Genomic DNA, 25,751 nt, shown 5'->3' on the forward strand with positions numbered 1-25,751 from the left:
GAGCGGATGTGGGCCACCCCTTCCCGATCCGGGAAATCGCACGTCAGGCCGGTTTGAGCGAGGCCACGGTGGACCGGGTCCTCAACGGCCGGGGCGGGGTGCGGGAGAGCACCGCGCGGGAGGTGCACCGGGCGATCGCCGACCTCGACCGGCAGCGCACCCAGGTCCGGCTGGTCGGCCGGACGTTCATGGTGGACATCGTGATGCAGTCGCCGGAGCGGTTCTCCACCGCCGTCCGGGCCGCCCTGGAGGCCGAACTGCCCTCCCTGCACCCGGCGGTGGTCCGCTCCCGCTTCCACTTCCGGGAGACGGGCCCGGCGGGGGAGCTGGTCGCGCTCCTCGACCGGATCGGCCGGCGCGGCTCCCAGGGTGTGCTGCTCAAGGCGCCCGACGTTCCCGAGGTGACCGCGGCCGTCGGCCGGCTCGTGGCGGCGGGGGTTCCCGTGGTGACCCTGGTGACGGACCTGCCGGCGAGCGCCCGGATCGGGCACGTCGGCAGCGACAACCGGGCGGCGGGCGCGACCGCCGCCTACCTCATGGGGCAGTGGCTGGGCGACCGGCCCGGCAACGTGCTCACCAGTCTCTCCAGCGGCTCCTTCCGCAACGAGGAGGAGCGCGAGATGGGCTTCCGCGCCACCATGCGCGCCCGGCACCCCGGGCGCAGCCTCGTCGAGATCGCCGAGGGACACGGCCTGGACGCCGCCACCCAGTACGACCTGGTCCGGGCCGCCCTGGAACACGACCCGGAGATCCGCGCGGTCTACTCGATCGGCGGCGGCAACATCGCCACCCTGCGCGCCTTCGAGGACGCCGGGCGGGAGTGCGCGGTGTTCGTGGCGCACGACCTCGACCACGACAACACCCGGCTGCTGCGCGAGCACCGGCTGTCCGCCGTGCTCCACCACGATCTGCGCCACGACCTGCGGGAGGCCTGCCACCTGGTGATGCGCGCCCACGGCGCCCTGCCGCCGGCCGGCCCCACCCTTCCCTCCGCCGTCCAGGTGGTGACCCCCTACAACATGCCGCCCCCGACGACGGCGGGGTGACGGCCGGGCGTGTAACCACGTGCCGTGGGCCGGGCCTGCCTACCGTCGTGTGCATGAGGAATCCGACCCCCGAAGGCGGGCCCGAGCGGCTGGTCGCGCTCGCCGACGGCGTGTTCGCCATCGCCATCACCCTGCTGGTCCTGGACATCTCCGTGCCGCAGGGGCTGGACTCCGAGGAGCTCCACCAGGCCCTGAGCGACCTGCTGCCCAACCTGGGCGCCTACGGGATCAGCCTGGCGGTGCTGGGCGGCTTCTGGCGCGACCACCGGGCGATCTTCCGCACGGTCCGGCAGGTGGACGGGCAGGTGATCTCGCTGACCGTGCTCGGTCTGGGCCTCGCGGCACTGCTGCCGTTCCCGACCGCGCTGGTCTCCGAGTACGGCGACGAAAGCGTCTCGGTGATCATCTACGCGGTGACGGTGGCTTCGCTCGGCGCCGTCCACCTGGCGCTGGCCGTCCTCGTCGCCCGGCGCCCCCGGCTGCGCGGCGGAGCCGCACCCGTGCGGGACGAGGTGCTCTACGCCGTCGACCTGGGGGCGACGGTGGCGGTTTTCCTGGTGACCGTCCCGCTCGCCCTGGCCGTCGGGCCCGCCGCCATGTGGTGGTGGCTGGTGCTGGTGCCGGTGAAGGTGTGGCTGGGCCGGCGCGAGAACGCCCGGTCGGAGTGACCGCTCCTTTTCTTCGCCCCCGCCGCCCCTTCCCGTCCCTGGGGGCTGCGCCCCCAGCCCCCCTCGCGCAGTTCCCCGCGCCCCTTCAGGGGCGCGGGGAACTGCGCGAGCAACCACCCACCCACCCGCACATCGGGGTCAAAGGGGCAGCGCCCCTTGAGGACGATGGGGGTACCTCCCGCTCGAGCGAAGTCGAGAGTGGGGGAGGGACGGGGCGGCGGGGGCGAGAGAAAGGCAGGGCGCACGCCCGGATGCTCGTTCGCGGCCACCGCGTCTCACCTGCGCAAACCCCCCGACTGGACAGTCACCCCGTGCCACCGCCGGAGGCACCGGGTGCCGACTTTCTCGGGATCGAGAGATTTTGCCCCTCAACCCTTTGATCGATCATCGATCAGCGAGTTACAGTCGCCAGCGGGCTTGCACCCGAGCCCTCCGCCCTGTCCTGCCAAAGACACAAGGGCACCCCCCTTCGACTGAGGAAGGCGGCGACATGACGACCGACCCCAACGCCATCCAGCCGAGCGAGCTCGACCAGCTCCCGGACCGCGACCCCGAGGAGACCGCCGAGTGGCAGGCCTCCCTGGACGCCGTCACCGAGGCGGCCGGGCCGCACCGTGCCGCGTACCTGATGCGCCGCACGCTGGAGCGTGCCGAGGGAGCCGGCCTCGCGCTGCCGAAGCTCCTCGAGACGGACTACGTCAACACCATCCCCACCGCCGCCGAGCCCGCCGTGGACGGCGACGAGGCGCTGGAGCAGCGGATCACCGCCTGGAACCGCTGGAACGCGGCGGCCATGGTGACCCGCGGCAGCAAGTACGGCGTCGGCGGCCACATCGCCACCTTCGCCTCCGCGGCCTGGCTGTACGAGACCGGCTTCAACCACTTCTTCCGCGGCAAGGAGGGTGACGGCTCCGGCGACCAGCTCTACATCCAGGGCCACGCCTCCCCCGGCATCTACGCCCGCGCCTTCCTCGACGGCCGGATCGGCGAGGAGCAGCTCGACAACTTCCGCCGCGAGGCGGGCGGCAACGGCCTGCCGTCGTACCCGCACCCGCGCCGCCTCCCCTGGCTGTGGGAGTTCCCGACCGTGTCGATGGGCCTCGGCCCCATCTCCGCGATCTACCAGGCGCGCTTCAACCGCTATCTGACCAGCCGCGGCATCAAGGACGTCTCCGACTCCCACGTGTGGGCGTTCCTCGGCGACGGCGAGATGGACGAGCCCGAGTCGACGACCGCGCTCACCCTCGCCTCCCGCGAGCAGCTCGACAACCTGACCTTCGTCATCAACTGCAACCTGCAGCGCCTCGACGGTCCGGTCCGCGCCAACTTCAAGATCGTGCAGGAGCTGGAGGCCCAGTTCCGCGGCGCCGGCTGGAACGTCATCAAGACCCTGTGGGGCACGGCGTGGGACGAGCTGTTCCGGCTCGACACCACCGGCGCCCTCGTACGACGCCTCCGCGAGGTACCCGACGCGCAGGTGCAGACGTACCAGACGCGCGACGCCGCCTACATCCGCGAGGACTTCTTCGGCAAGGACCCGGCGCTCGTCGAGATGGCGAAGCTGCTGGGCGACGACAAGATCCTCGAGTGCTTCCACCTCTCGCGCGGCGGCCACGAGTCCCGCAAGGTGTACGCCGCGTACAAGGCCGCGCTCGCCCACAAGGGCGCGCCGACCGTGATCCTGGCACAGACGGTCAAGGGACACACCCTCGGTGAGGGCTTCGCCTCCAAGAACGCCAACCACCAGATGAAGAAGCTGACGGTGGACGAGTTCAAGGCGATGCGCGACCGGCTCGAACTGCCGATCTCGGACGCCCAGTTCGTCGACGGCCAGGTCCCCTACGTCCACCCGGGCGCCGACTCCCCCGAGGTCCGTTACCTCCAGGAGCGCCGTGCCGCCCTCGGCGGTCCGGCCCCGGCCCGCCGCGTGCACCCGGTGGCCCCGCTGCCCCAGCCCGCCGACAAGGCGTTCGCCGCCTTCGACAAGGGCTCCGGCTCGCAGAACGTGGCCACCACCATGGCGTTCGTCCGCCTGGTCAAGGACCTGGTCCGCGACAAGGAGACCGGCAGGCGCTGGGTGCCGATCGTCCCCGACGAGGCGCGCACCTTCGGCATGGAGAGCCTCTTCCCGTCCCTCGGCATCTACTCGCCGATGGGCCAGACGTACGAGCCGGTCGACCGCGACCAGCTCATGTACTACAAGGAAGCCAAGAACGGCCAGATCTTCAACGAGGGCATCACCGAGGCCGGTGCCATGGCCGAGTTCGTCGCCGCCTCGACGTCGTACGCGACGCACGGCGAGACGATGATCCCGTTCTACATCTACTACTCGATGTTCGGCTGGCAGCGCACCGGCGACCAGATGTGGCAGCTCGGCGACCAGCTCGGCCGCGGCTTCCTGGTCGGCGCCACGGCCGGCCGTACGACGCTGACGGGCGAGGGCCTGCAGCACGCCGACGGCCACTCGCCGGTCATCGCCGCGACCAACCCGGCGGCACTGACGTACGACCCGGCGTTCGCGTACGAGATCGGCGTCATCGTCAAGGAGGGTCTGCGCCGGATGTTCGGCGAGGCCCTGCCGGACGAGGACCAGAACGTCTTCTACTACCTGACGGTCTACAACGAGCCGCTGCCGCAGCCCGCCAAGCCGTCGGCCGCCGGTGTCGACGAGGGCATCGTCAAGGGCCTGTACCGCTTCAACACGGCGGAGTCCGCGGGCCTGTCCCCGGCCGCGAACGCGCCGCGGATCCAGCTCCTCGGCTCCGGTACGGCGATCCACTGGGCGCTGAAGGCGCAGAAGCTGCTCGCCGAGGAGTGGGGCGTGGCCGCCGACGTGTGGTCCGCCACCTCGTGGACCGAGCTGCGCCGGGACGCCATGGAGGCGGACGAGGCGCTGCTGCGCGGCGAGGACCGGGTGCCGTTCGTCCGGCAGGCGCTGCAGGGCGCCGAGGGTCCGGTGCTCGCGGTCTCCGACTACATGCGCCAGGTCCCGGACCAGATCGCGCAGTGGGTCGAGCAGGACTACTCGTCGCTGGGCGCCGACGGCTTCGGTCTGTCGGACACCCGTGACGCGGCCCGCCGCCACTTCGGTGTCGACGCCGAGTCGATCGTCGTCGCGGCCCTGGCGCAGCTCGCCCGCCGTGGTGAGGTCCAGGCCGCGTCCGTGAAGGAAGCGCGCGCGAAGTACGGCCTGTGACGGCTTGATCATGCAGGAGGCCCCCGCCTACTCGGCGGGGGCTTCTTGCATGATGGGCGCATGCGCGCTGCCCGGCTGATCAAGATGGTGCTGCTGCTCCAGTCCCGGCCCTCCATGACCGCCGCCGAGCTGGCACGGGAGCTGGAGGTGTCGGAGCGGACGGTCACCCGGGACGCGCAGGCGCTGTCGGAGGCCGGGGTGCCGGTGTACGCGGACCGGGGGCGGATCGGGGGCTACCGGCTGGTCGGCGGGTACCGGACGCGGCTGACGGGGCTGGCGCGCGGGGAGGCGGAGGCGCTGTTCCTGTCCGGGGTGCCGGGGGCGCTGCGTGAGATGGGGCTGGAGGACGCGGCGTCGGCGGCCCGGCTGAAGGTGTCGGCGGCCTTGCTGCCGTCCCTGCGGGACGCCTCCCGTACGGCGGCGCAGCGGTTTCATCTGGACGCGCCGAACTGGTTCCACGAGCCGGACACGCCTGAGCTGCTGCCGGCGGTCGCGGACGCCGTGTGGGACGACCGGCGGGTCACCGCCCGGTACCGGCGTGACGGCGGCGAGGTGGAGCGGGAGCTGGAGCCGTACGGGCTCGTGCTCAAGGCGGGGGTCTGGTACCTGTGTGCGCGGGTTTCCGGGCGGGGGTCCTTCCGGGTGTACCGGATCGACCGGTTCACGGCGGTGGAGGCGGGCGCGGAGCGTTTCGAGCGGGCGGAGGACTTCGATCTGCCGGCGTTCTGGGGGGAGCGGGCGGAGCAGTTCGCGCGGTCGATCCTGCGGGCGGAGGTCGTGGTGCGGCTGTCGGCGGAGGGGGTGCGTCGGCTGCCCTGCGCCGTGGACGCGGTCGCGGCGCGGGAGGCGTTGGAGCGGGCGGGGGAGCCGGACGGGGGCGGGTGGGTGACGGTGACTCTGCCGGTGGAGTCCGAGGAGGTCGCCCATGAGCAGCTGACGGCGTTGGGGGCGGAGGTGGAGGTGCTGGCGCCGCCGTCCCTGCGGGAGCGGTTCGTGGCGGGGGCCGTGCGGCTGGCGGAGCTGTACGGGTGCTGAGAACACGGTGCTGAAAGGGGGGCCCTTTTCGATTCCCTGGTGCGGGAGAGTGCCCTCCGGGGTTTTCGCCCCCGCCGCCCCTTCCCTTCCCGTCCCTGGGGGCTTCGCCCCCAGACCCCCGTGCGCAGTTCCCCGCGCCCCTCTGTGCGCCCACGCGGCGGAGCCGCATGTCGACACAGCCCCGCGCCCCTCTGTGCGCCCACGCGGCGGAGCCGCATGTCGACACGGCCCCGCGCCCCTTCGCGCATCCCCTTGTGCGCTGCGGGTGCGTCTGTGCGGCGTAGGGTCGATGCTTGTCCTCGTGATGGACGAGACGGAGTTCTGGGAGCTGGTGGACGCCGCCCGTGAGGACGCCGGGGGTGATCCCGAGGAGCAGGCCGATCTGTTGGTGGAGCGGCTGCTGCGGCTGGACCCGGAGGCGGTTCTGGACTTCGCCCGTCACTTCGAGTCCCGGTACCACCGCGCCTACCACTGGGATCTGTGGGGCGCCGCCTGGGTGCTGCTGGACGGGGCGAGCGACGACGCCTTCGACTACTTCCGGTGCTGGCTGATCGGCCAGGGCCGGGAGGTGTTCGAGGGGGCGCTGCACGACCCGGACGCGCTGGCCGGCCTGCTGGACGACTTCGACGAGGAGGTCGACGGCGACGGCGAGGACCTCGGTTACGCGGCGGACGAGGCGTACGAGCAGCTCACCGGGACGGTGGCGCCCGACCTCGACCTGCCCCCGGCTCCCGCGGAGCCGGAGGGCACGCCGCTCGACTTCGAGAACGAGGCCCTGCTCGCCGAACGCTACCCGCGGCTGTGGGAGCGGTTCGGGGGCTGAGCGGCGGGCTCGGTCACAGGCGCCGGTGAGGGCTCGGCGCGTGGCGCAGGGGCGCGGCGTTGGCCTGCATGAGGGCGGCGGCGGTGTGGGCCGCCGGGCCCAGGACGACGGCGGCTGCGGCGCACAGGGCCGTCCAGGGGCGGCGCAGGGCGTCCGCCCAGGTGGTACTTCGGTCGGGCGTGTCGTTCATGGGACCTGCTCTTCGTTCCGTGTGTTGCGTGTGTTCCGTGTGTCGTTGTCGTTCCGTACGGCGGTCTGGGTGTCGTCGGGCACGGTCTCCCCGGTCCCGCGTCCCTGGAGGCGGGCCGCCAGGGTCCTGATCTCCGGGAGGCGGGCCTTGAGGGCGGCGCCCGGGCAGTCGGTCATGTAGCCGTCGCTGTGGCCGGCGACGGTGGGCAGGACGGCGGTGGTGCCGGCCGCGTAGCGGCTGCCGCCGTTGCTGGAGACCAGCCGGACGTCGGCGCGCGGGTCGGTGCCGGACGTGCCGAGCTTCCAGGCGGCCACGGCGGCGATCGCGCGCAGCATCGCCTGCGGCACCTCCGCCCCCTCGGTGAAGGTGCCGAGGGCGGCGATCCCGGTGGTGCGGTGGTTGAAGCCCTGGGTGTGGGCGCCGGTGACGGGGCGGTCGGTGCCGCCCGCGCGGCCCTCGTAGACGGTGCCGCAGCGGTCGACGACGAAGTTGTAGCCGAGGTCGTCCCAGTCGCGGGCGCCGGTCTGTCCTTCGTACAGGCCCCGGATGATGCCGGGGGCGTCGGCGCAGTCGTAGCCGTTGGGCGAGTCGGTGTGGTGGACGAAGACGGCGACGACCTCGTCGTCGTAGCGCGGCGGCGGCTGTTCCCGCTCGGTGTCGCCCAGCCAGACGGAGCGGGGTACGACGGCCGGCGCCGGCGCCCGATGGGCGGCCGCGGCCCGCGCGGCGCCGCGCGCGGCGGAGTTCTCCGCGGCGTGCTCGACGCCGTAGGCGCACAGCACCAGGGCGACCGCGGCGGCCACGCCCGGCAGACAGCCGAGCGGCGCCGTGACGGCCCGCGGCAGGCGCGGGGAGCCGGGCCCGCCGGGTATCCGGGGGGAGCGGCGTCTCCGCGCTCCGCGCGGTCTCCTGGGGACACGCATGGTCCCACTGTGGGCAGGTCCTCCCGGGTCCGCGATCCGTGCTGCGCCACCCGGTGGAACCATCGTCTCGGTCCGCGACGTTCTCCCGGGTACACGCGCGCGTGGCCGCATTCCCGCGGCCGTCGCGCGCGTGGCTGATCACCGGGCCCCTCCCCCACGTACTGATGGGCCGGTGGTCCCGAGAGAAAGGCGGCGTGCGTGGACCTGCTCGACATCCTGCTGTTGCTGGTCGTCCTGGCCTACGCGGCGTCCGGTTACCGGCGCGGGCTGCTGGCGGGCTGTGTCTCGCTGGCCGGTTTCGTGGGCGGTGCGGTCGTGGGCGTGTGGATCCTGCCGTGGGTGATGGACCTGGTGACGCCGGGGACGACCCGGGCGACGGTGACGGCCGTGTTCACGGTGCTGCTGCCGGCCGTGACGGGCCACGAGCTGGCGGGACGGCTGGCGCTCAGACTGCGGCGGGAGCTGGACCGGGGCCCGCTGCGGGTGGCGGACGGGGCCGGCGGGGCGGTGGCCAACTCGGTGGCCGTGCTGATCGTGGCGTGGGTGGTGGCGAGTGTGCTGGGCGCCTCCTCCTCCCCGCTGGTGACGTCGGCGATCCGGGACTCGCGGCTGCTGGGCGCGGTGCAGGACGTGATGCCGGACACCACCCCGGGCTGGTTCTCCCGGGCCACGTCGGCGCTGACCGAGGCGGGTTTCCCGCAGGTCTTCAACCCGTTCGAGAACGAGTCGACCGCCGAGGTCGCCGCGCCCACCGGCGACAGCGTCACCGCGGCGGCCACCCGGGCCGCGCAGCGCGGCACGGTGAAGGTCGAGGGCGTGACGGGCACCCAGGGCCGCGAGGGCAGCGGCTTCGTGTACGCGACGGAGCACGTGATGACCAACGCCCATGTGGTGGCCGGCATCGACGGGCCGACCGTGCGCGTGGGCGGGGTGGGACGGACGTACGAGGCACGGGTGGTGCTCTTCGACCCGCGCAAGGACGTGGCCGTGCTGTACGTGCCGGAGCTGCGGGCTCCCGTCCTGGAGTTCGACGACGACGCCGGCCGCGGCGACTCGGCGGTCGTCGCGGGCTACCCGCAGGACGGCGACCTCAACCTGCAGGCGGCGACGGTCGCCGGCCGGCTCCAGGCCCGGGGGCAGAACATCTACAACGACGCGGTGGTCACCCGCGAGATCTACTCGATCCGCTCGACCGTCCGCCCCGGCAACTCCGGCGGCCCGCTGCTGACCACCGAGGGCCGGGTGTACGGCGTGGTGTTCGCGCGTTCCACCTCGGACGCGGAGACCGGTTACGTGCTGACGGCGGACGAGGTGGCGGACGAAGCCGAGCGCGCGGCGGACGCGACGGCGCCGGTGGACACCGGGGAGCCGGTGACCTCGTAGGCCCTGTCAGGGCCGGTCAGAGCAGCGACCGGCCCATCATGACGTCGTCGACGTACTCGCCCCCGACGAAGAACTCCCCCGGCTGCACGCCCTCCACGACGAAGCCCTCGGACTCGTACAGCGCCCGGGCGGCGGTGTTGTGGCCGAGCACGCGCAGGGTGATCCGGCGGGCGCCGCGCTCCCGTGCCTCCGCGACGGCGGCCCGCACCAGGGCCCGCCCCACGCCCAGACCGCGCGCCTCCTCGGCGACGGCGAGACCGCGGATCTGCCGTACGTGCGCGTTGCTGGCGAGTTCGGTGGCGAAGCCGAGACGGACGTAACCCACGACCCGGCCCCCGTGCTCGGCGACACGATGGTCCCGGGGCCCGGACCGCTCGCTGAAGAACCAGTCGTACGACGGCCGCGGGGTGACGGCGTGCAGGGTGGACCAGGTCTCGCGGTCGAGACGGGCCAGTTCCCCCTCGTCGTCGGGACGGGCGACACGTATGGACGGCTCGGACATGAGCGCCACTGTACGGGCGGCTCGCGTCGCCCGGCCGTGATTTCCGTGCCGCGAGGGGCAGGATGGACGGCATGGAACGTTCCCGAATCGCGGTGGCCGGTGCGTCCGGGCTCATCGGTGGCGCGCTGGCCCGGTCCCTGACGGCGGACGGGCACGAGGTGGTCCGGCTGGTGCGGCGCGCGCCGCGGGCGGCGGGCGAGGTCCGGTGGGACCCGGAGCGCGGGTCGGTGGACGCGGACGGTCTCGCCGGGTGCGACGCGGTGGTCAATCTGGCGGGCGCCGGGGTCGGCAGCCGGCGCTGGACGGCGGAGTACAAGGCGCGGATCAGGGCCAGCCGGGTCGGGGGCACGACCGCGCTCGCCGAGGCCGTCGCCGGGCTGCCCGAGGACGTACGGCCCCGGGTGTTCCTCAACGGCAGCGCGATCGGCTACTACGGCGAGACCGGCGACCGGACGGTGGACGAGAGCGCGCCGCCGGGCGAGGGCTTCCTGCCGGAGCTGTGCGTCGAGTGGGAGGCGGCCGCGGCACCGGCGCGGGAGGCGGGCGTACGGACGGTGTTCGCGCGCACCGGGCTGGTGGTGGCGCGCGAGGGAGGGGCGTGGGGCAGGCTCTTCCCCCTCTTCCGGGCCGGGCTGGGCGGACGGATGGGCGACGGGCGCCAGTACTGGTCGTTCATCGCCCTGCACGACGAGGTGGCGGCCCTGCGCCACCTCCTCGACACCGAGGGGCTGTCCGGGCCGTTCAACCTGACCGCGCCGCATCCGGTGACCAACCGTGAGATCACCGGGGCGATGGCGCGCGTGCTGCGCCGGCCGGCGGTGTTCGCGGTGCCGGCACCGGTGCTGCGGACGGTGCTCGGGGAGATGGCCGGGGACGTCCTCGGCAGCGCCCGGGTGCTGCCGGCACGGCTGCTGGAGTCAGGCTTCCGGTTCGCGTTCCCCCGGATCGAGGGGGCGGTCCGGGCGGCGCTGTGAGCGCGCGGGCGGGAAGGCGGGCCCGCGGAGAAGCGGGAGGGCACACGGGCGGGAAGGCCGGCCCGCGGAGAAGCGGGAGGGCACGCCCACGGGAATGCGGGAGGGCACACGGGCGGGAAGGCCGGCCCGCGGAGAAGCGGGAGGGCACGCCCGCGTAGAAGCGGGAAGGTGCGCACGCATGACCACGGTCTGCCCGGAACCGATCCGGCTCTGAGCCCTCTGCGACCACATCGTGCCCACCCGGCGTGCGTATGCGACCGTCGTGCGCCCGTGCTCTGTCCATGCGCGACTGACCAGGCACTCGGCCACGGCCCTAACCTCGATCCGAACTCGGGTATCCCCGGGGCCCGTTGAGGGCATGACGTCTCCAGCGCCCGCGCAACCTCGAGGAGGGGCACGTGCTTGAGCCCACGTACCAGGCGGACGTCGTCGTCGTGGGAGCCGGGGTCGCCGGACTCTCCGCGGCACGACGACTGACCAGCGCAGGAGTCACCACCCTGGTCCTGGAGGCCGCCCATGAGGTGGGCGGCCGGATGGCGACCGAGAAGGTCGACGGTTTCCGGCTCGACCGGATCGGACGGCTGCTGTCCACGGCGTATCCCGAACTACGGCCGGCCTCGGGCCTCGACGGGCTGGTGCTGCGGCCCTTCGCGCCCGGTGTCCTGCTGCACAGCGACGGACGGCACCACCGTGCGGGCGTGCAGCCGGGCGCGAGGGGGGCGCGGAGCGCGAGGGGCGCGCTCCATGCCGTGCGCGCCCTGGCGAGCGCCCCACGGCCGGGTGGCGGGCCCAGAAGGCCGGTGGCCGTGCCCGGACGGCAGGTGTCCGTGCCCCGCAGCCGCACCGGCGCCCCCCTGGGCACGGCGGTCGACCAGGCCCGTCTGGGCGCCGCGTTCAGCAAACTCGCGGGCACGCCGGTGGAACGGCTGCTGGCCCGGCCCGAGACGACGGCGGCCGAGGCGCTGCCGGCCCGGGGCCTGCCCGCCCGCACCATCGACGGCTTCCTGCGCCCTCTCCTCGCCGCCCTGCTGTGCGACCCGGACCTCACCACGTCCAGCCGGTGCGCGGATCTGGCGCTGCGGGCGTTCGCGAGCGGACGGCTGTGTGCGCCGGAGGGCGGTGCGGAGGCGCTGCCGCGGCAGTTGGCGCGGACGCTGCCGCCGGGCACGGTGCGCACGGGGGTGCGGGTCACCTCCGTGTCGACGACCTCGGTGACCACCGCGGAGCACGGGGAGTTCCGGTGCGGCGCGGTGCTGATCGCGACCGGGGCGCGGGCCGCCGCCGAGCTGCTGCCCGGGCTGCGGGTGCCGGACTTCCACCCCGTGACGGTGGTGCACCACAGCGTCGACGAGGTCCCGGGGACCGGTGCCTCGCTGCTGCTCGACGCCGAGCGGGGCGGGCCGGTGGCGCACACGGCGGTCGTCAGCCGGGTCGACCCGTCCAGGGCCCCGGCCGGGCGCACGCTGGTCAGCTCGACGGTCCTGGGGCCTCCGGTGCCGGGGGTGGACACTGCCGTACGCATGCATCTGGCCCGGCTGTACGGGGTGTCGACGGCGCGCTGGGAGACGCTGGGTGTGTACCACACGGCGGAGGCGGTGCCGGTGATGCGGCCGCCGCACGATCTGCGGCGGCCGGTGCGGTTGCTGGCGGGGCTGTACGTGTGTGGTGATCACCGGGACACCGGGACGGTGCAGGGGGCGTTGCACTCGGCGCACCGGGCGGCTGCGGCGATCCTGACGGATCTGGGGGCGGGGCGGTCGATGCACCGGGCGGAGCCCGTGCCGAGCGCTCGCGCGGCGTGAGCCGGGGGGGGGCGGGTGCGGCACTTCGCGGGTGCCCCGCGCGGGTGTGGGCCGGGGGTGGTCGCGCGGCCCGGCGCTTGCGTGGTGCCGTCGCGCCCACCCGTGCCGCCCCAGCGGCACGACTGCCCGCGGGAGCGGAGCAGGCAAAGGCGGCACGGCTGCCCGCCGGGGGGCGGCGCGGCTGCCCGCCGGGGGGCGGAGCAGGCAAAGGCGGCACGACTGCCCGCCGGGGGGCGGCGCGGCTGCCCGCCCCCGCGGATGCCGCGCGGGTTCAGCCGTACGCCGCGACCCTGTCGCGGTACGTGCGTACGGGGGCCGCGTCCCGGTACGGCTCCAGTCTGCGCTCGAAGTCCCGGACGTACTCGACGGCTCGGACCGAGCGCATCTCCGCCGCCGCCCCGGCCGCCTCGGCGGCCAGCTGGCACGCCTGGTCCAGCTCCCCCAGCCCGAGCCGGGCGGTCGCCAGCACCACCCGGCAGAAGAGCCGGCTGCGGGCGTACCCCGGCGCCCGCAGCTGCAGCGACCGCTCCGCGTGCTGCGCGGCGGCCCGGAACTGCTGCAGATCCCGGTGGCAGTGCCCGAACTCGTCGGCGAGCTGCGCCTCGTCGAAGAAGCGCGCCCAGTACGGAACCTCGTCACCGGGCCGCGCGCCCTCCAGCGCCCGCTCCGCGCGCACCAGCGCCGCCGTACAGGCCCGCACCTCCCCCAGCACCCCGTGCCCCCGCGCCTCGGCCGCGTGCAGCAGCGCCTGCACGACCGGCGGGCCCGACCCGCCCGCCCCCTGCTGGGCGACCCGCGCGAGCTGCACGGCCTCCCGCCCGTGCCCGAGGTAGACGGCCTGCCGGCTCATGGTGACCAGGACGTACGCACCGTACGGCCGGTCCCCCGCCGCCTGCGCCAGCCGCAGCGCCTGCACGAAGTACCGCTGCGCGAGCCCGTGCGCCGCGATGTCGTACGACGTCCACCCGGCCAGCCGCGTCAGATCCGCGGCGGCCGCGAACAGCCGGCGCCCGGTCTGCTCGCCGTACGTGCCGCGCAGCATCGGCTCGCACTCGTGCTCCAGGTACCGCACGAGGGCCTGGCGGGCGTGCCCGCCGCCGTACGCGTCGTCGAGCGTGCGGAACAGCTCGCCGACCGAACGCAGCGCCGCGATGTCACCGCCGGTGACCCGGTGGCCCGGACCGCGTTCGGCCGTGGCACGCCGGCGTGTGAGCAGTTCGGCCGGCCGGAGCGGCGGCCGGCCCTGCGCCGGGATCCGTACCGGCGGCTCCGCCCGGGCCACCTTCTCGTCCGCCCGCCCGATCAGCCAGTCCCGGCTCGGCACGACCAGCCCCGCCGAGGTGAAGGCGATCTTCCGCAGCTCGGCGTGGCTGCCGGAGTCCTTGCGCCACAGCCCGCTGACGATGTCGACGGCCTCCTCGGGGGTGGCGGCGAACTCCAGCCCCGCGTAGACCGGAGCACAGGCGTCCAGCCCCAGGTCCTGGGCGGTCAGCCGCCGCCCCAGGCGCCGGGTGAAAACCTCGGCGATCAGCGCCGGTGTCGTACCGCGGGGCTGCTGCCCGCGCAGCCAGCGGGTGACGGACGTCTTGTCGTATCTCAGGTCGAGCCCGTGTTCGAGACCGAGCTGGTCCACGCGACGGGCGAGTCCCGCGTTGGAGAACCCCGCTTCTGCGATGAGCGCGGCGAGCTGTCGGTTGGGGGTGCGCTGCGCGGGTCGTTCCGTCATCTGCGGTGCGGTCTCCTGCCTTCCGGCTGAGCGAGGTGCCCGGATTGCCTGTGAGCAGCCCTTATGGCCACACGGACGGCGCGAATGTAGCGGAGAGTAAGCACCTGATCGCAGAATTCGACCAGCATTCATCCGATCGTGTGAGGATTGCCCCAAAGCTGACAGCGGGCCCCGACCGGCCCCCGGCCGGCCCCCGCTCGAACGGTCGTACAGTGGCGTGGGCGCGTTTCGTGCCTGACGACCTTCTAGGGAGGCGCTTCGCCATGAGCGATTTGCGGTTCGTGCGGATGGGCTTCGGGGCCGAGGCCGTGGACTACCAGCTGGCCTGGGACGAGCAGCGCCGGGTGCACGCGGCACGGTTCGCCGACGAGGTGCCCGACACCGTGATCCTCCTGGAGCACCCCCCGGTCTACACGGCCGGCCGGCGCACCGCGGAGAGCGAGCGCCCCCTCGACGGCACCCCGGTCATCGACGTGGACCGCGGCGGCAAGATCACCTGGCACGGCCCCGGCCAGCTCGTGGGCTACCCGATCCAGAAGCTGCCCCGCCCGGTGGACGTGGTCGCGCACGTCCGCCGCCTGGAGGAGGCCCTGATCCGCACCTGCGCGGAGTTCGGCCTGGAGACCACCCGGGTCGAGGGCCGCAGCGGGGTGTGGGTGCTGGGCGATCCGGTGGAGCAGCGCCCCGCGCTCGGCGGACTCTCCCTGGACTTCGACCCCCGGCTCACCGACGACGAGTTCGACCCCCGCCTCAACGGCCCGGAGTACGCGCCCTCCAACGCCGGCCAGCGCCGCGAGGACCGCAAGATCGCCGCGATCGGCATCCGGGTGGCCAAGGGCGTCACCATGCACGGCTTCGCGCTGAACGTGAACCCCGACAACAAGTGGTTCGACCGGATCATCCCGTGCGGCATCCGCGACGCGGGCGTCGCCTCCCTGGCGAACGAGCTGGGCCGCGACATCACGATCGCCGAGGTGCTCCCCGTGGCGGAACGCCACCTCCGGGACATCCTGGAGAACGCGGAACCGAAGCCCCGGGTCATCGAGAAGACACCGGCGTAGAAACAGCCCGTCCAGGGCCGGAGCGGGGACCTGGGGCGGCAGCCCCGGCGGCCCCGGCACCCGCGCCGGGTTTCAAATCAACGGGCGTACCCTTGAGCACGCCGAAGAATCAATCGCTAGGGAGCCGGTCGTGTCCGCAGTCGCACCCGACGGACGCAAGATGCTGCGCCTGGAGGTCCGCAACAGCCAGACCCCCATCGAGCGCAAGCCCGAGTGGATCAAGACCCGGGCGAAAATGGGCCCCGAGTACTCCAAGATGCAGAACCTCGTCAAGAGCGAGGGGCTGCACACGGTCTGCCAGGAAGCCGGCTGTCCGAACATCTACGAGTGCTGGGAGGACCGCGAGGCGACCTTCCTCATCGGCGGCGACCAGTGCACCCGGCGCTGCGACTTCTGCCAGATCGACACCGGCAAGCCCGAGGCGCTGGACCGTGACGAGCCGCGCCGCGTGGGCGAGTCGGTCGTCACCATGGACCTGAACTACGCCACCATCACCGGCGTCGCCCGCGACGACCTGGAGGACGGCGGCGCCTGGCTGTACGCGGAGACCGTGCGCCAGATCCACGCGCAGACGGCGGAGCGCGCGGACGGCCGCACCAAGGTCGAGCTGCTCGCCCCCGACTTCAACGCGGTCCCCGAGCAGTTGGAGGAGGTCTTCTCCTCCCGCCCCGAGGTGTTCGCGCACAACGTCGAGACGGTCCCCCGGATCTTCAAGCGGATCCGCCCCGGCTTCCGCTACGACCGCTCCCTGAAGGTCATCACCGACGCCCGTGACTACGGCCTGGTCACCAAGTCGAACCTGATCCTCGGCATGGGCGAGACCCGCGAGGAGGTCAGCGACGCGCTGAAGCAGCTGCACGACGCGGGCTGCGAGCTGGTCACCATCACGCAGTACCTGCGGCCCTCCGTGCGCCACCACCCCGTGGAGCGCTGGGTGAAGCCGCAGGAGTTCGTGGAGCTGAAGGAGGAGGCCGAGCAGATCGGCTTCTCCGGTGTGATGTCCGGCCCGCTGGTCCGCTCCTCGTACCGCGCCGGCCGCCTGTACCGGATGGCGGTCGAGAAGCGGGGCGCGTACGTGGCCTCGCAGGCCGTCTGAGCCCCGCAGCAGCCCGGACCGAGCGCGTGTGAATTCACGCACAAGGCCCTACCGGTCAGTAATGGCCGAGACCGCGCGGTCCCGACCGTCCTCGCAGATGAGGGCACAGGTCGGGGCCGCGTCGGCGTTCCGGACCCTCCCACCGAGGCTTCATGCCTGTTTGACCGGCCGGTCACGCCCTGGTAACACCAGTCAGTGAGCCTGGAATCACAGCACGTACACCCCTACCCGCCGGCACCGAGGGAGACCTCCACCATGCAGGCCGCGCCCGTCCGCGCCACCGCCATCCCGTCCTTCACCACCGCGCTGCGCGCCGTCGAGTCGCTGCTGATGAGCGGCGGCCAGCGCACCGCCCGCCGCAACGCCTGGACCTCGGTGCTGGAGGACCGCCGTCGCGCCAGGGACCGGGTCGAGGCGCAGCGCGTCCTCGACCAGACCCCGGGCACCCCGCCCCTGAGCGCTCCGTCCCTGCCGACCCGCCCCTGACCTACCGCCCCCCGCGGGGACACGTAGACTTCATGGCATGGCGAGGAAGGAAACCGCAGCGGACGCTGCGAACCCCGGGCGACTGAAGCAGATCGCCCTGACCTACAAGATGACCCGCAGGGCCGACAAGAAGATCGGTCTTGTACTCGCGGCTGTCGGAATCGTCACCTTCGGTGTCTTCCTTGCGATCGGTTTCTTGATCGGGCACCCCATCTATCTCGGCATCCTGGGCCTCCTGCTCGCCTTCCTCGCGACGGCGATCGTCTTCGGGCGCAGGGCCGAGCGGGCCGCCTTCGGGCAGATGGAGGGACAGCCGGGCGCCGCCGCGGCCGTGCTCGACAACATCGGCCGGGGCTGGACGACGACCCCCGCGGTGGCGATGAACCGCAACCAGGACGTGGTGCACCGCGCGGTCGGCAAGGCCGGCATCGTGCTGGTCGCCGAGGGCAACCCGAACCGGGTGAAGAGCCTGCTGGCCGCCGAGAAGAAGAAGATGAACCGCATCGTCGCGGACGTCCCGGTGCACGACCTGATCGTGGGCACCGGCGAGGGCCAGGTCGAGCTGAAGAAGGTCCGTACGACCATGCTCAAGCTGCCCCGCGTGCTCACCGGTCCGCAGGTCACCGCGACCAACGACCGGCTGCGCGCCCTGGGCGACCTGATGAGCAACATGCCGCTGCCGAAGGGCCCGATGCCCAAGGGCATGAGACTGCCGAAGGGCGGCGGCCCGAGGGGCCGCTGACCCACCCTTTCCTCTACGACGACGGGGGCGCCGGAATCGGATTCCGGCGCCCCCGTCGTCGTGTCCCGTCGGAAGCGGCCGTCAGATCCGCACCTCGACCGTGCGGGCCAGCCGGTCGTGCAGTCCGCGGCCGTCACGGTCCCAGACGAGGGCGGGGACGGCCAGGCACAGCAGCACCGAGCGCACCAGCCCGCGCAGCGGCTGGATCCGGCCGCTGCCGAGGGCGACCACCCGCAGCCCGAGCAGACGCTTGCCGGGGGTGAAGCCGACCGTGCCGACGGTGAGGACGCTCAGCACGAGGAACACCAGCAGCGCCCAGTTGCTGGTCGCCTGCCCCTCATAGCCCTCGGTGATCAGACCGTATGCGATCAGGACGCACAGACCCCAGTCCACGGCGAGGGCGCCGAGCCTGCGGCCGGGTCCCGCGATCGAGCCCGGTCCGTTCTCCGGCAGCCCCAGCTGCTCGCCCCGGTAGCCGAACTCGGCACCGGCGTCCTCCAGGGCCGCGCGGGGCCCCGAGAGCCATGATCCGATTGCTTGCCTGTTGTCCACCCGTCCACGGTACTGCGCCCGGATATGACCACAGGACGGCGGGGTGCGCCGGGGCTACCGTGGGAGAGAGCCCGGTTAACTTGTGCGAAACAAATGGGTCACGCCCGGGAAATGACCCGTCCCTAGGGTCGAGGGGAGCGTGTGCCGGTCGCACCGGCCACACGAACGATCTACCACCCCGGCGGGACGGTCGGGAGTAGGAGGAGCTGGATGTTCCAGAACGCCGACGACGCCAAGAAGTACCTCGCGGACGAGGACGTCAAGTTCATCGACGTCCGGTTCTGCGACCTCCCGGGTGTGATGCAGCACGTCACCATTCCTGCCGAGGCGTTCGACCCGGACGAGGAGCTGGCGTTCGACGGATCGTCGATCCGCGGTTTCCAGGCCATCCACGAGTCCGACATGTCGCTGCGCGCGGACCTGTCGACCGCCCGGGTCGACCCGTTCCGCCGTGACAAGACGCTGAACATCAACTTCTTCATCCACGACCCGATCACGGGCGAGGCCTACTCCCGCGACCCGCGCAACGTGGCCAAGAAGGCCGAGGCGTACCTGGCCTCCACCGGGATCGCGGACACCGCGTACTTCGGTCCCGAGGCCGAGTTCTACGTCTTCGACAGCGTCCGCTTCAAGACCTCCGAGAACGAGTCCTTCTACCACATCGACTCCGAGGCGGGCGCCTGGAACACCGGTGCGCTGGAGGACAACCGCGGTTACAAGGTCCGCTACAAGGGCGGCTACTTCCCGGTCCCGCCGGTCGACCACTTCGCCGACCTGCGCGCCGAGATGTCCCTGGAGCTGGCCAAGTCCGGCCTGAAGGTCGAGCGCCAGCACCACGAGGTGGGCACCGCCGGCCAGGCCGAGATCAACTACAGGTTCAACACGCTGCTCGCCGCCGCCGACGACCTGCAGCTCTTCAAGTACATCATCAAGAACGTCGCCTGGCGCAACGGCAAGACCGCGACCTTCATGCCGAAGCCGATCTTCGGTGACAACGGCTCGGGCATGCACGTCCACCAGTCGCTGTGGGCGGGCGGCGAGCCGCTCTTCTACGACGAGCAGGGCTACGCCGGCCTGTCGGACACGGCCCGCTACTACATCGGCGGCATCCTCAAGCACGCGCCGTCGCTGCTGGCCTTCACCAACCCGACGGTGAACTCGTACCACCGTCTGGTGCCGGGCTTCGAGGCCCCGGTGAACCTGGTGTACTCGCAGCGCAACCGCTCCGCCGCGATGCGCATCCCGATCACCGGCTCCAACCCGAAGGCCAAGCGCGTGGAGTTCCGCGCCCCGGACGCCTCCGGCAACCCGTACCTGGCCTTCTCGGCGCTGCTGCTGGCCGGCCTGGACGGCGTCAAGAACAAGATCGAGCCGGCCGAGCCGATCGACAAGGACCTCTACGAGCTGGCTCCCGAGGAGCACGCGAACGTGGCCCAGGTCCCGACCTCCCTCGGCGCGGTCCTCGACCGCCTGGAGGCCGACCACGAGTTCCTCCTCCAGGGCGACGTCTTCACGCCGGACCTGATCGAGACGTGGATCGACTTCAAGCGCACCAACGAGATCGCCCCGCTCCAGCTCCGCCCGCACCCGCACGAGTTCGAGCTGTACTTCGACGTGTGATCGGGCCACGGCGCCCCCGCCTCCGGTTCTCCGGGGCGGGGGCGCCGTCGTGTGTCCGGAAATCTTCCCCCGTCGCGTCCGGAGAGGGATCCTTGGTCTGACACTGCTGTTCGAGAGAAGGTCACGGGGATGTCCGAGCGGGACGACGAGGAGCGGGAGTTCGACATCAAGTGGGCGGACGGCGCCGCACACAAGGAGCCGTCGGCCCGGGCCCGGATGCTCGCCGCCCGCTGGAAGGACAACCCGCCCGGACCGGTCCCGTTCCGCGGCGAACCGGAGTACAGGGGATCGTCCGGCCGCTCGTCGTGGGTGTCGACCGCGGTGGTGCTCGGCTGCGTGGCCGCGGTCATCGTGCTGCTGGGCTACGTCAATTCCCGGGGGGCCTACTGAGGCCTCTCCAGGGCCCGGGCAGGTGCACACTGGACATCGGGACGAGTGCCCGACTGCGAGGTGAGGCAGATGCGCAGCCGCTTCCGGAGCGACCGGGGACTGACCGTGCGGATGGGCACCACGCTTTTCCTGCTCGGTCTGCTGTATGTGGGATTCGTCGCCGCGCTGATCGCGCTGCTGAAGTCCTGGGTGCTGGTCGTGGTGATCGTGGCGCTGTTGTTCGGGGCGCAGTACTGGTTCTCCGACCGGATCGCACTGTTCGCGATGCGCGGCCGGATCGTGGAGCGGGACGACTATCCGGAACTGCACGGAGTGGTCGACCGGCTGTCGGCACTGGCCGACATGCCCAAGCCGGTGGTCGCCGTGTCGGCGATGGAGATGCCGAACGCGTTCGCGACGGGCCGGAATTCCGACAACGCCGTGATCTGCGTGACCTCGGGGCTGCTGCGACGGCTGGAGCCCGCCGAACTGGAGGGCGTGCTGGCGCACGAGCTGTCACACGTGGCGCACAAGGACGTCGCCGTGGTCACGATCGCGTCCTTCCTGGGCGTGATCGCGGGGCTGATCGTGCGTTTCGCCTTCTACTCGCAGCTCTTCGGCGGCGGCCGACGGGACCAGAACACCATGGCCGTCCTGGCGGTCGTCATGGGCGTCTCCGCGGCCGTGTACGCGATCAGCTTCCTGCTGATCCGGGCCCTGTCCCGGTACCGGGAGCTGGCGGCGGACCGGGCCGCCGCCCTGCTCACCGGGCGCCCTTCGGCACTGGCGTCCGCGCTCACCAAGGTCACCGGCGACATCGCCCGGATCCCGACCAAGGACCTGCGCACGGCCCAGGCCTTCAACGCGTTCTACTTCACGCCCGCCTTCGGTGCCGAGCCCGGTCTCGGCCGGTTCTTCGCCACCCATCCCAGCCTGGAGCAGCGGCTCGACCAGCTGGGCCGTATCTCGGCGGAGCTGGGTGAGGCGGCACTGCCCGGGAAGCCCTGAGCGGCCATGGGGCTGCTGGACGTCCTGTTCGGCCGGTCCAGGGCCGTGGGGCCGGATCTCGACCGGCTCTTCGCGCTGCCGTCGGCGGCGGTGAGCCTGGAGGCCGCGGCCGGCTTCAGGGCGACCGGTCAGGGCGCGGTCTGCTTCGCGACGGTCGAGGGCGCGGCCTTCGAGCAGACGCACCGCGAGGTGCGCGCCCTGCTGGACGCGGACGCCGGCCGGGCCCCGGTGGAGCTGAGCCGCGACTCCTACGGCTACTCCTGGCTCGTCTCCCACCGCTCCCCCGACGAGCTGCCGCTCCTGGTGAACGACGTGCACGCGGTGAACAGCGCCATGGAGGCCAACGGCTTCGGCCCGCAGCTGCTCTGCTCGCTGGCCGGTTTCCGCGACGACGACGGGCGGCGGCTCGCGCTGGTCTACCTCTACAAACGCGGCACGTTCTACCCCTTCGCCCCGCTGCCCGGCGATCGGCAGCGGCGGGACAACGCGCTGGAGCTGCGGATACGGGCGGTACTCACCGGAGAGCTGCCCGTCGAGGGGGACCTGGGCCGCTGGTTCCCCGTGTGGGGCGCGCCGGGGCTGTAGGGCCGGCCCGTCGCTCCCCCGGACGCCCGCGACAGCCGGCCGGGCGCCCGGCGGCACGCGCTGCCGCTACTCGTCCTGTGCGACGGCGACCGTCGGTGAGGTACGGGAGGCGCGGAGGGCGGGCACCGTGCCCGCGGCGGCGGTCACCAGGACGAGGGCGGCGAAGACCGCCGCGAGTTCCCCGGCCGGCACGCTGAACGGGGCACTCGTCTCGGCGACCCGGACCACCAGCCAGGAGTACGGCATGCCGAGGGCCAGACCGAGGACCCCGCCCAGTACGCCGTAGAGCGCGCACTCCACCGTGACCATGCGGTGCACGGCCGCCCCGCTGAGCCCCAGGGCCCGCAGCAGCCCGAACTCACGCCCCCGTTCGACGACGGTGAGACTCGCCGTGGTCGCGACTCCGACGACCGCCACCAGGACGGTCAGCCCCAGGACCATGATCACTGTCGTGGCCATCGTCCGCAGGTCGTCCGACTCGCCGGCCTGTGCGGCCGGGTCCTCGGCGATGACGCGGCCGTCGCCGCGCTCCGGGCCGGTCAGCGTGTCGGTGATGGCCCGCTGTGCGCGTATCCGCCCCTGGGCGCCGTCCCGCGAGGCGTCGGCGGTGACCGTGGTGGGTGCGGCGTCCGCTCCCATACGGGTGAGGTCCGCGGCGGGGACGAAGAAGTTCCCCCCGTAGGGGCCGGCTCCGGGCAGCGTCGCCGCCACGGTGAGGTGAACGGGGCGGCCCTCGAACTCCAGCGTCACCCGGTCGCCCGCCCGGACGCCGAGCCGGTGGGCGTGGTCGGCGTCCACGACGACGTGGGCGGGTCCGAGGTGGTCGAGGGAGCCGGTGCGGGCGGTCAGGCCCACGCCGGAGCGGACGGTGCCGAGGTCGAGGTCGGAGACGGTCGCGCCGCGGGCGCCCTCGACGACCTCCGCCGTACGGAACGCGGTCACGTCGGCGAGTTCGGGGTGCGAGGCGAGATCGGCGGCCAGCGACCGGTCCAGCGTCTCGCCGTCCCGTGGGTACAGGTGGAAGTCGGCGGGTGCCTCCACCGCCTGCCGGTAGCGCTCGTAGGCGTTCAGGGAGGCGAGGCAGGTCAGGGTCGAGCCGACCAGGCAGGCGCCGAGGGCCACGACGACCGAGACCGAGGCCGCCCTGCCCGGCGCGCCCCCGACGCCCGCGACCGCGAGCCGGCCGGCCGCACCGGTGCGGCGCAGGGGCACGGCGACGGCCGACAGCACCGGCCGGACCAGACGGGGGCCGAGGGCGATCAGGGCCAGGAAGGCCAGCCCGCCCGAGAGCACCACGACGGTCAGCGCCGCGAACCGGTCGAACTCCGTGTCACCCGGCTGGGGCAGCCCGCCGTACTGCCGCCGGGCGAGGAGCGCGGCGCCCGCCGCGCACAGCAGGCCCAGCAGGGTCCGGCCGGTCCCGCTCGCCGCGCCCTCCCCGGACGCCGCGCTGCGCAGGGCCTGCAGCGGGGAGACCCGCGAGGCGCTCAGGGACGGGGCCAGGACCGCCAGGACCGCGAGGAGGCCGGTGCCGAGAACGGTGAGGACGGCCTCCGCCGGCGGAAGGTGGGAGGGGGCGGACAGGTCGTGCCCGAACCGCCCGGCGACCGGGGGGACGAGCCGCCCGCAGCCCCAGGCCGACAGCACACCGGTCGCGCCGGCCAGCAGGCCGACCACCGCCCCTTCGGCGACGAGCGCGGCGGCGAGCCGTCGCGGGGTCGCCCCGATGGCGCGCAGCAGCGCCAGCTGGCGTACGCGCCGTGCGAAGACGATGCGGAAGGTGGAGGTCGCGACGAGGACGGCCGCGCCGACGGCGACGGCGAGGAAGACGGTGACCAGCTCCAGGGTGTCCTTCGCCTCCGCCACCGCCTCGCGGGCCTCCTCCTCCCGCACCTCGTCCCCGGACCGCACCCGCGCTCCGGGCACCGCCCGCCGGATCCGTTCCGCCGGATCCACGGAGCCGGACGCGGAGGACGCGGTGCCGGTGCGGACGTCGATGCGGGAGTAGCCCGGCACGCCGAGCAGTTCGCCGAGCTGGGGGCCGGGGGCGTACCCGGTGGGCTCCGCGTCGTCCGTGGCGGTGCCGCGGACGATGCCGCTGACCTCGACCGTCACCCGTCGGGTGCCCTCGCCGTCGGGTTCGGGCCGCAGCAGGGTGAGCGACGATCCCGGAGCGAGACCGTACTCCCGCGCGGCCCGCGTGTCGACGGCGAGGCGGCCCGGACCGGAGGGGTACGTGCCGTCGAGCAGCCGGACTTCCGCCAGGGCGCCGGTGCCGGGGTCCGCGGACAGGGCGAGGTAGCGTTCGACGGCGCTGCCGTCCAGCGGGCTGCCGCCGTCGAGCCGGCCGACGGCCTCGGTGACTCCGGGCGTCTTCAGGATCTCGCTCAGGCGGTCCTCGTCGATGTCCTCCCCGTCGCCGGGCGTGACCACCAGCGACACCGCTTCGGGTGTGCCGCGGAACCTCTCGACGACGGTCGCGGTGATGATCTGCTGGGCCATGACGGTCCCGAAGACGACGAACGCCGCGATCAGCAGCGACAGTCCGGTCGCCGTGAACCGTCCGGGCCGCCGCAGGAGTTCCGCCACCTGGGAGCCCAGGACGGTCGCGCGCCACGGGGTGCTCATCGCCGCCTCCCCATGACATCGGTGGCGGGGGCGGTGTGCTCGTCCTCGACGACGCGTCCGTCCGCGAGGGTCAGCACCCGGTCCGCGTACCGCGCGGCGGCGGGGTCGTGGGTGACCATCACGACCGTCTGGCCGAGGTCGTCGACGGACCGGCGCAGCAGGGTGAGGACTTCGGTGCCGGCCCGGGAGTCGAGGTTGCCGGTGGGTTCGTCGGCGAAGAGCACGGCCGGCCGGGCCACCAGCGCCCGGGCCACGGCGACCCGCTGCTGCTGGCCCCCGGACAGCTCGGCGGGGCGGTGCGAGAGCCGGTGGGTGATGCCGAGGACCTCGCAGAGGTGGTCCACCAGGGCGCGGTCCGGGCGTCCGCCGGACATGGCGACGGGCAGCACGATGTTCTCGTACGCCGTGAGCTGCGGCAGCAGGTTGAACGACTGGAAGACGAACCCGATCCGCTCCCGGCGCACCCGGGTCAGCTGCCGGTCGGACAGTCCGGTGATCTCCGTCCCGTCCAGGACGATGCTGCCGGAGGTGACGGTGTCGAGTCCGGCGACGCAGTGCATCAGGGTCGACTTGCCCGACCCGGAGGGGCCGACGACGGCGGTGAACCGGGCGCGCCGGACGCCGACGGACACCTCGTCGAGGGCCCGTACCTCGGCGGTGCCCTGGCGGTAGGTCTTCACCAGGTCGGTGGCGGTGATGACGTCGTCCGGTGCGCGGTCGCGGGCGGCGGTGTGGACAGCCATGGGGACGGTTCTCGCGATCCGGGTCAGGCGCCGAGCGGCGGCATGGTGAGGGTGACGCCGGAGTCCGAGCAGTGTCCCCGCGCCTCCTCCTGGAGGGCCTTCACGTCCTTCGCGGACGGCGCTTCGGGCGACTTCTGGGCGGTCGCGAGCGCCCACCCCTCGTACCGGGAGATCTTGGCTCCGAGGTAGCCGTCCTTCATCTTCGCGCGGCGCTCGTCGCCGGTCTCCTGCCACCACTTCTCCGCGTCCGGCGCGGGGCCGGTGGAGATCTCCCCGGCCTCGGTGATGATGCGCTGCGCCAGTCGGCAGTCCTCGGCGGAGGCCTGGCTGAGCTCGTCGCGGTCCAGCCACCAGTACCCCGCTCCGGCGGCCAGGGCCGCGGCGATCGCGGCCGCGGCCGCGCCGACGACGAGACGGTTCCGCTTGCGGTTCTTCGTGGCGGGGGCGGTGGACGTGGCGGGCGTGGTGGGCGTGGTGCTCATCGGGTCCTCCAGGTGTCTTCTCGGCCGCGTTCGGCGACAGTGAGAAGTCTGGAGTTCGGCGGTCCGCCGGACATCGGCCACGGATCCGAGATCGGAGGCGGCGGATCTGGC

24 protein-coding genes are annotated in these 25,751 nt (G+C 73.1%); 16 read left to right on the plus strand and 8 right to left on the minus strand.

The features are described 5' to 3' along the window. The first annotated feature begins 8 nt into the window (after nt 1-8). The 5 genes from ACIA6T_RS21175 to ACIA6T_RS21195 all read left to right on the plus strand — a co-directional run bounded on the left by ACIA6T_RS21175 (nt 9) and on the right by ACIA6T_RS21195 (nt 6,768). Nucleotides 9-1,046: a LacI family DNA-binding transcriptional regulator gene (locus tag ACIA6T_RS21175; protein WP_399448005.1), complete on the plus strand. Its 1,038-nt coding sequence runs from the start codon at nt 9-11 to the stop codon at nt 1,044-1,046. A gap of 53 nt (nt 1,047-1,099) precedes the next feature. Then, nucleotides 1,100-1,714 (plus strand): TMEM175 family protein, encoded by a 615-nt coding sequence (locus ACIA6T_RS21180; protein WP_399448006.1) that lies wholly within the window; start codon nt 1,100-1,102, stop codon nt 1,712-1,714. Between the two features lie 490 nt (nt 1,715-2,204). Beyond that, nucleotides 2,205-4,910 carry a pyruvate dehydrogenase (acetyl-transferring), homodimeric type gene (gene aceE, locus ACIA6T_RS21185; RefSeq protein ID WP_399448007.1) on the plus strand — a complete coding sequence of 902 codons (2,706 nt, stop codon included), beginning with the start codon at nt 2,205-2,207 and terminating at the stop codon, nt 4,908-4,910. 60 nt (nt 4,911-4,970) lie between these two features. Beyond that, nucleotides 4,971-5,945, plus strand: a complete 975-nt coding sequence (locus ACIA6T_RS21190) for a helix-turn-helix transcriptional regulator (protein WP_399448008.1) — start codon at nt 4,971-4,973, stop codon at nt 5,943-5,945. Nucleotides 5,946-6,249: 304 nt separating this feature from the next. Next, complete coding sequence (locus ACIA6T_RS21195) at nt 6,250-6,768, plus strand: DUF4240 domain-containing protein (RefSeq protein ID WP_399448126.1); 519 nt, start codon at nt 6,250-6,252, stop codon at nt 6,766-6,768. A gap of 13 nt (nt 6,769-6,781) precedes the next feature. On the opposite strand, the gene ACIA6T_RS21200 is transcribed toward ACIA6T_RS21195, so the two are convergent. Continuing rightward, entirely contained in the window at nt 6,782-6,958 is a 177-nt protein-coding gene (locus tag ACIA6T_RS21200; RefSeq protein ID WP_385058846.1) for a hypothetical protein, read from the minus strand. Next, nucleotides 6,955-7,881 (minus strand): peptidoglycan recognition protein, encoded by a 927-nt coding sequence (locus ACIA6T_RS21205; protein WP_399448009.1) that lies wholly within the window; start codon nt 7,879-7,881, stop codon nt 6,955-6,957. The genes ACIA6T_RS21200 and ACIA6T_RS21205 overlap by 4 nt, the downstream gene beginning before the upstream one ends. Nucleotides 7,882-8,079: 198 nt before the next feature. Here ACIA6T_RS21205 and ACIA6T_RS21210 point away from each other — a divergent pair, with 198 nt between their 5' ends. After that, nucleotides 8,080-9,264 (plus strand): MarP family serine protease, encoded by a 1,185-nt coding sequence (locus ACIA6T_RS21210; RefSeq protein WP_399448010.1) that lies wholly within the window; start codon nt 8,080-8,082, stop codon nt 9,262-9,264. Between the two features lie 16 nt (nt 9,265-9,280). Here ACIA6T_RS21210 and ACIA6T_RS21215 read toward each other — a convergent pair whose 3' ends face one another. Continuing rightward, complete coding sequence (locus ACIA6T_RS21215; RefSeq protein ID WP_399448011.1) at nt 9,281-9,766, minus strand: GNAT family N-acetyltransferase; 486 nt, start codon at nt 9,764-9,766, stop codon at nt 9,281-9,283. A 71-nt stretch (nt 9,767-9,837) separates the two neighbouring features. Between ACIA6T_RS21215 and ACIA6T_RS21220 the strand changes: the two genes are divergently transcribed. Both ACIA6T_RS21220 and ACIA6T_RS21225 read left to right on the plus strand, forming a co-directional pair. Beyond that, complete coding sequence (locus tag ACIA6T_RS21220; protein WP_399448012.1) at nt 9,838-10,740, plus strand: TIGR01777 family oxidoreductase; 903 nt, start codon at nt 9,838-9,840, stop codon at nt 10,738-10,740. A gap of 398 nt (nt 10,741-11,138) precedes the next feature. Continuing rightward, nucleotides 11,139-12,542 (plus strand): NAD(P)/FAD-dependent oxidoreductase, encoded by a 1,404-nt coding sequence (locus tag ACIA6T_RS21225; protein WP_399448013.1) that lies wholly within the window; start codon nt 11,139-11,141, stop codon nt 12,540-12,542. Between the two features lie 271 nt (nt 12,543-12,813). Here the strand turns inward: ACIA6T_RS21225 and ACIA6T_RS21230 are convergent, their stop codons facing one another. After that, on the minus strand, nt 12,814-14,268 hold the full coding sequence (locus tag ACIA6T_RS21230) for a regulator (RefSeq protein ID WP_399448014.1): 1,455 nt from the start codon (nt 14,266-14,268) through the stop codon (nt 12,814-12,816). Nucleotides 14,269-14,531: 263 nt separating this feature from the next. On the opposite strand from ACIA6T_RS21230, the gene lipB reads away from it, so the two are divergent. The 4 genes from lipB to ACIA6T_RS21250 all read left to right on the plus strand — a co-directional run bounded on the left by lipB (nt 14,532) and on the right by ACIA6T_RS21250 (nt 17,653). Then, nucleotides 14,532-15,329: a lipoyl(octanoyl) transferase LipB gene (gene lipB / locus ACIA6T_RS21235; protein ID WP_399448015.1), complete on the plus strand. Its 798-nt coding sequence runs from the start codon at nt 14,532-14,534 to the stop codon at nt 15,327-15,329. A 130-nt stretch (nt 15,330-15,459) separates the two neighbouring features. Further along, nucleotides 15,460-16,425, plus strand: coding sequence for a lipoyl synthase (lipA, locus tag ACIA6T_RS21240; protein ID WP_399448016.1), 966 nt, complete (start codon nt 15,460-15,462; stop codon nt 16,423-16,425). Between the two features lie 255 nt (nt 16,426-16,680). Continuing rightward, the gene (locus ACIA6T_RS21245) at nt 16,681-16,911 is read left to right on the plus strand and encodes a hypothetical protein (protein WP_399448017.1); all 231 of its coding nucleotides are present in this window, start codon (nt 16,681-16,683) and stop codon (nt 16,909-16,911) included. 37 nt (nt 16,912-16,948) lie between these two features. Then, nucleotides 16,949-17,653, plus strand: a complete 705-nt coding sequence (locus ACIA6T_RS21250; RefSeq protein ID WP_073935628.1) for a DUF4191 domain-containing protein — start codon at nt 16,949-16,951, stop codon at nt 17,651-17,653. 81 nt (nt 17,654-17,734) lie between these two features. Here ACIA6T_RS21250 and ACIA6T_RS21255 read toward each other — a convergent pair whose 3' ends face one another. After that, the gene (locus ACIA6T_RS21255; protein ID WP_399448018.1) at nt 17,735-18,205 is read right to left on the minus strand and encodes an RDD family protein; all 471 of its coding nucleotides are present in this window, start codon (nt 18,203-18,205) and stop codon (nt 17,735-17,737) included. 210 nt (nt 18,206-18,415) lie between these two features. Here ACIA6T_RS21255 and glnA point away from each other — a divergent pair, with 210 nt between their 5' ends. The 4 genes from glnA to ACIA6T_RS21275 all read left to right on the plus strand — a co-directional run bounded on the left by glnA (nt 18,416) and on the right by ACIA6T_RS21275 (nt 21,787). After that, complete coding sequence (glnA, locus tag ACIA6T_RS21260) at nt 18,416-19,825, plus strand: type I glutamate--ammonia ligase (RefSeq protein WP_399448019.1); 1,410 nt, start codon at nt 18,416-18,418, stop codon at nt 19,823-19,825. Nucleotides 19,826-19,954: 129 nt separating this feature from the next. Beyond that, nucleotides 19,955-20,215, plus strand: a complete 261-nt coding sequence (locus ACIA6T_RS21265) for a hypothetical protein (RefSeq protein WP_399448020.1) — start codon at nt 19,955-19,957, stop codon at nt 20,213-20,215. A 69-nt stretch (nt 20,216-20,284) separates the two neighbouring features. Then, entirely contained in the window at nt 20,285-21,202 is a 918-nt protein-coding gene (gene htpX, locus ACIA6T_RS21270) for a zinc metalloprotease HtpX (protein WP_399448021.1), read from the plus strand. Nucleotides 21,203-21,208: 6 nt separating this feature from the next. Next, the gene (locus ACIA6T_RS21275; protein ID WP_399448022.1) at nt 21,209-21,787 is read left to right on the plus strand and encodes a hypothetical protein; all 579 of its coding nucleotides are present in this window, start codon (nt 21,209-21,211) and stop codon (nt 21,785-21,787) included. Between the two features lie 66 nt (nt 21,788-21,853). Here the strand turns inward: ACIA6T_RS21275 and ACIA6T_RS21280 are convergent, their stop codons facing one another. The 3 genes from ACIA6T_RS21280 to ACIA6T_RS21290 form a co-directional block, all read right to left on the minus strand. Further along, nucleotides 21,854-24,415, minus strand: a complete 2,562-nt coding sequence (locus ACIA6T_RS21280) for an FtsX-like permease family protein (protein WP_399448023.1) — start codon at nt 24,413-24,415, stop codon at nt 21,854-21,856. Then, nucleotides 24,412-25,095 carry an ABC transporter ATP-binding protein gene (locus ACIA6T_RS21285; protein WP_399448127.1) on the minus strand — a complete coding sequence of 228 codons (684 nt, stop codon included), beginning with the start codon at nt 25,093-25,095 and terminating at the stop codon, nt 24,412-24,414. Before ACIA6T_RS21285 ends, ACIA6T_RS21280 begins: the two co-directional genes overlap by 4 nt. A gap of 86 nt (nt 25,096-25,181) precedes the next feature. Next, complete coding sequence (locus tag ACIA6T_RS21290; protein WP_399448024.1) at nt 25,182-25,640, minus strand: hypothetical protein; 459 nt, start codon at nt 25,638-25,640, stop codon at nt 25,182-25,184. Between the last annotated feature and the right edge of the window lie 111 nt (nt 25,641-25,751).

This window comes from Streptomyces sp. NPDC051740, from assembly GCF_044453165.1.
Lineage (GTDB): Bacteria > Actinomycetota > Actinomycetes > Streptomycetales > Streptomycetaceae > Streptomyces > Streptomyces atrovirens.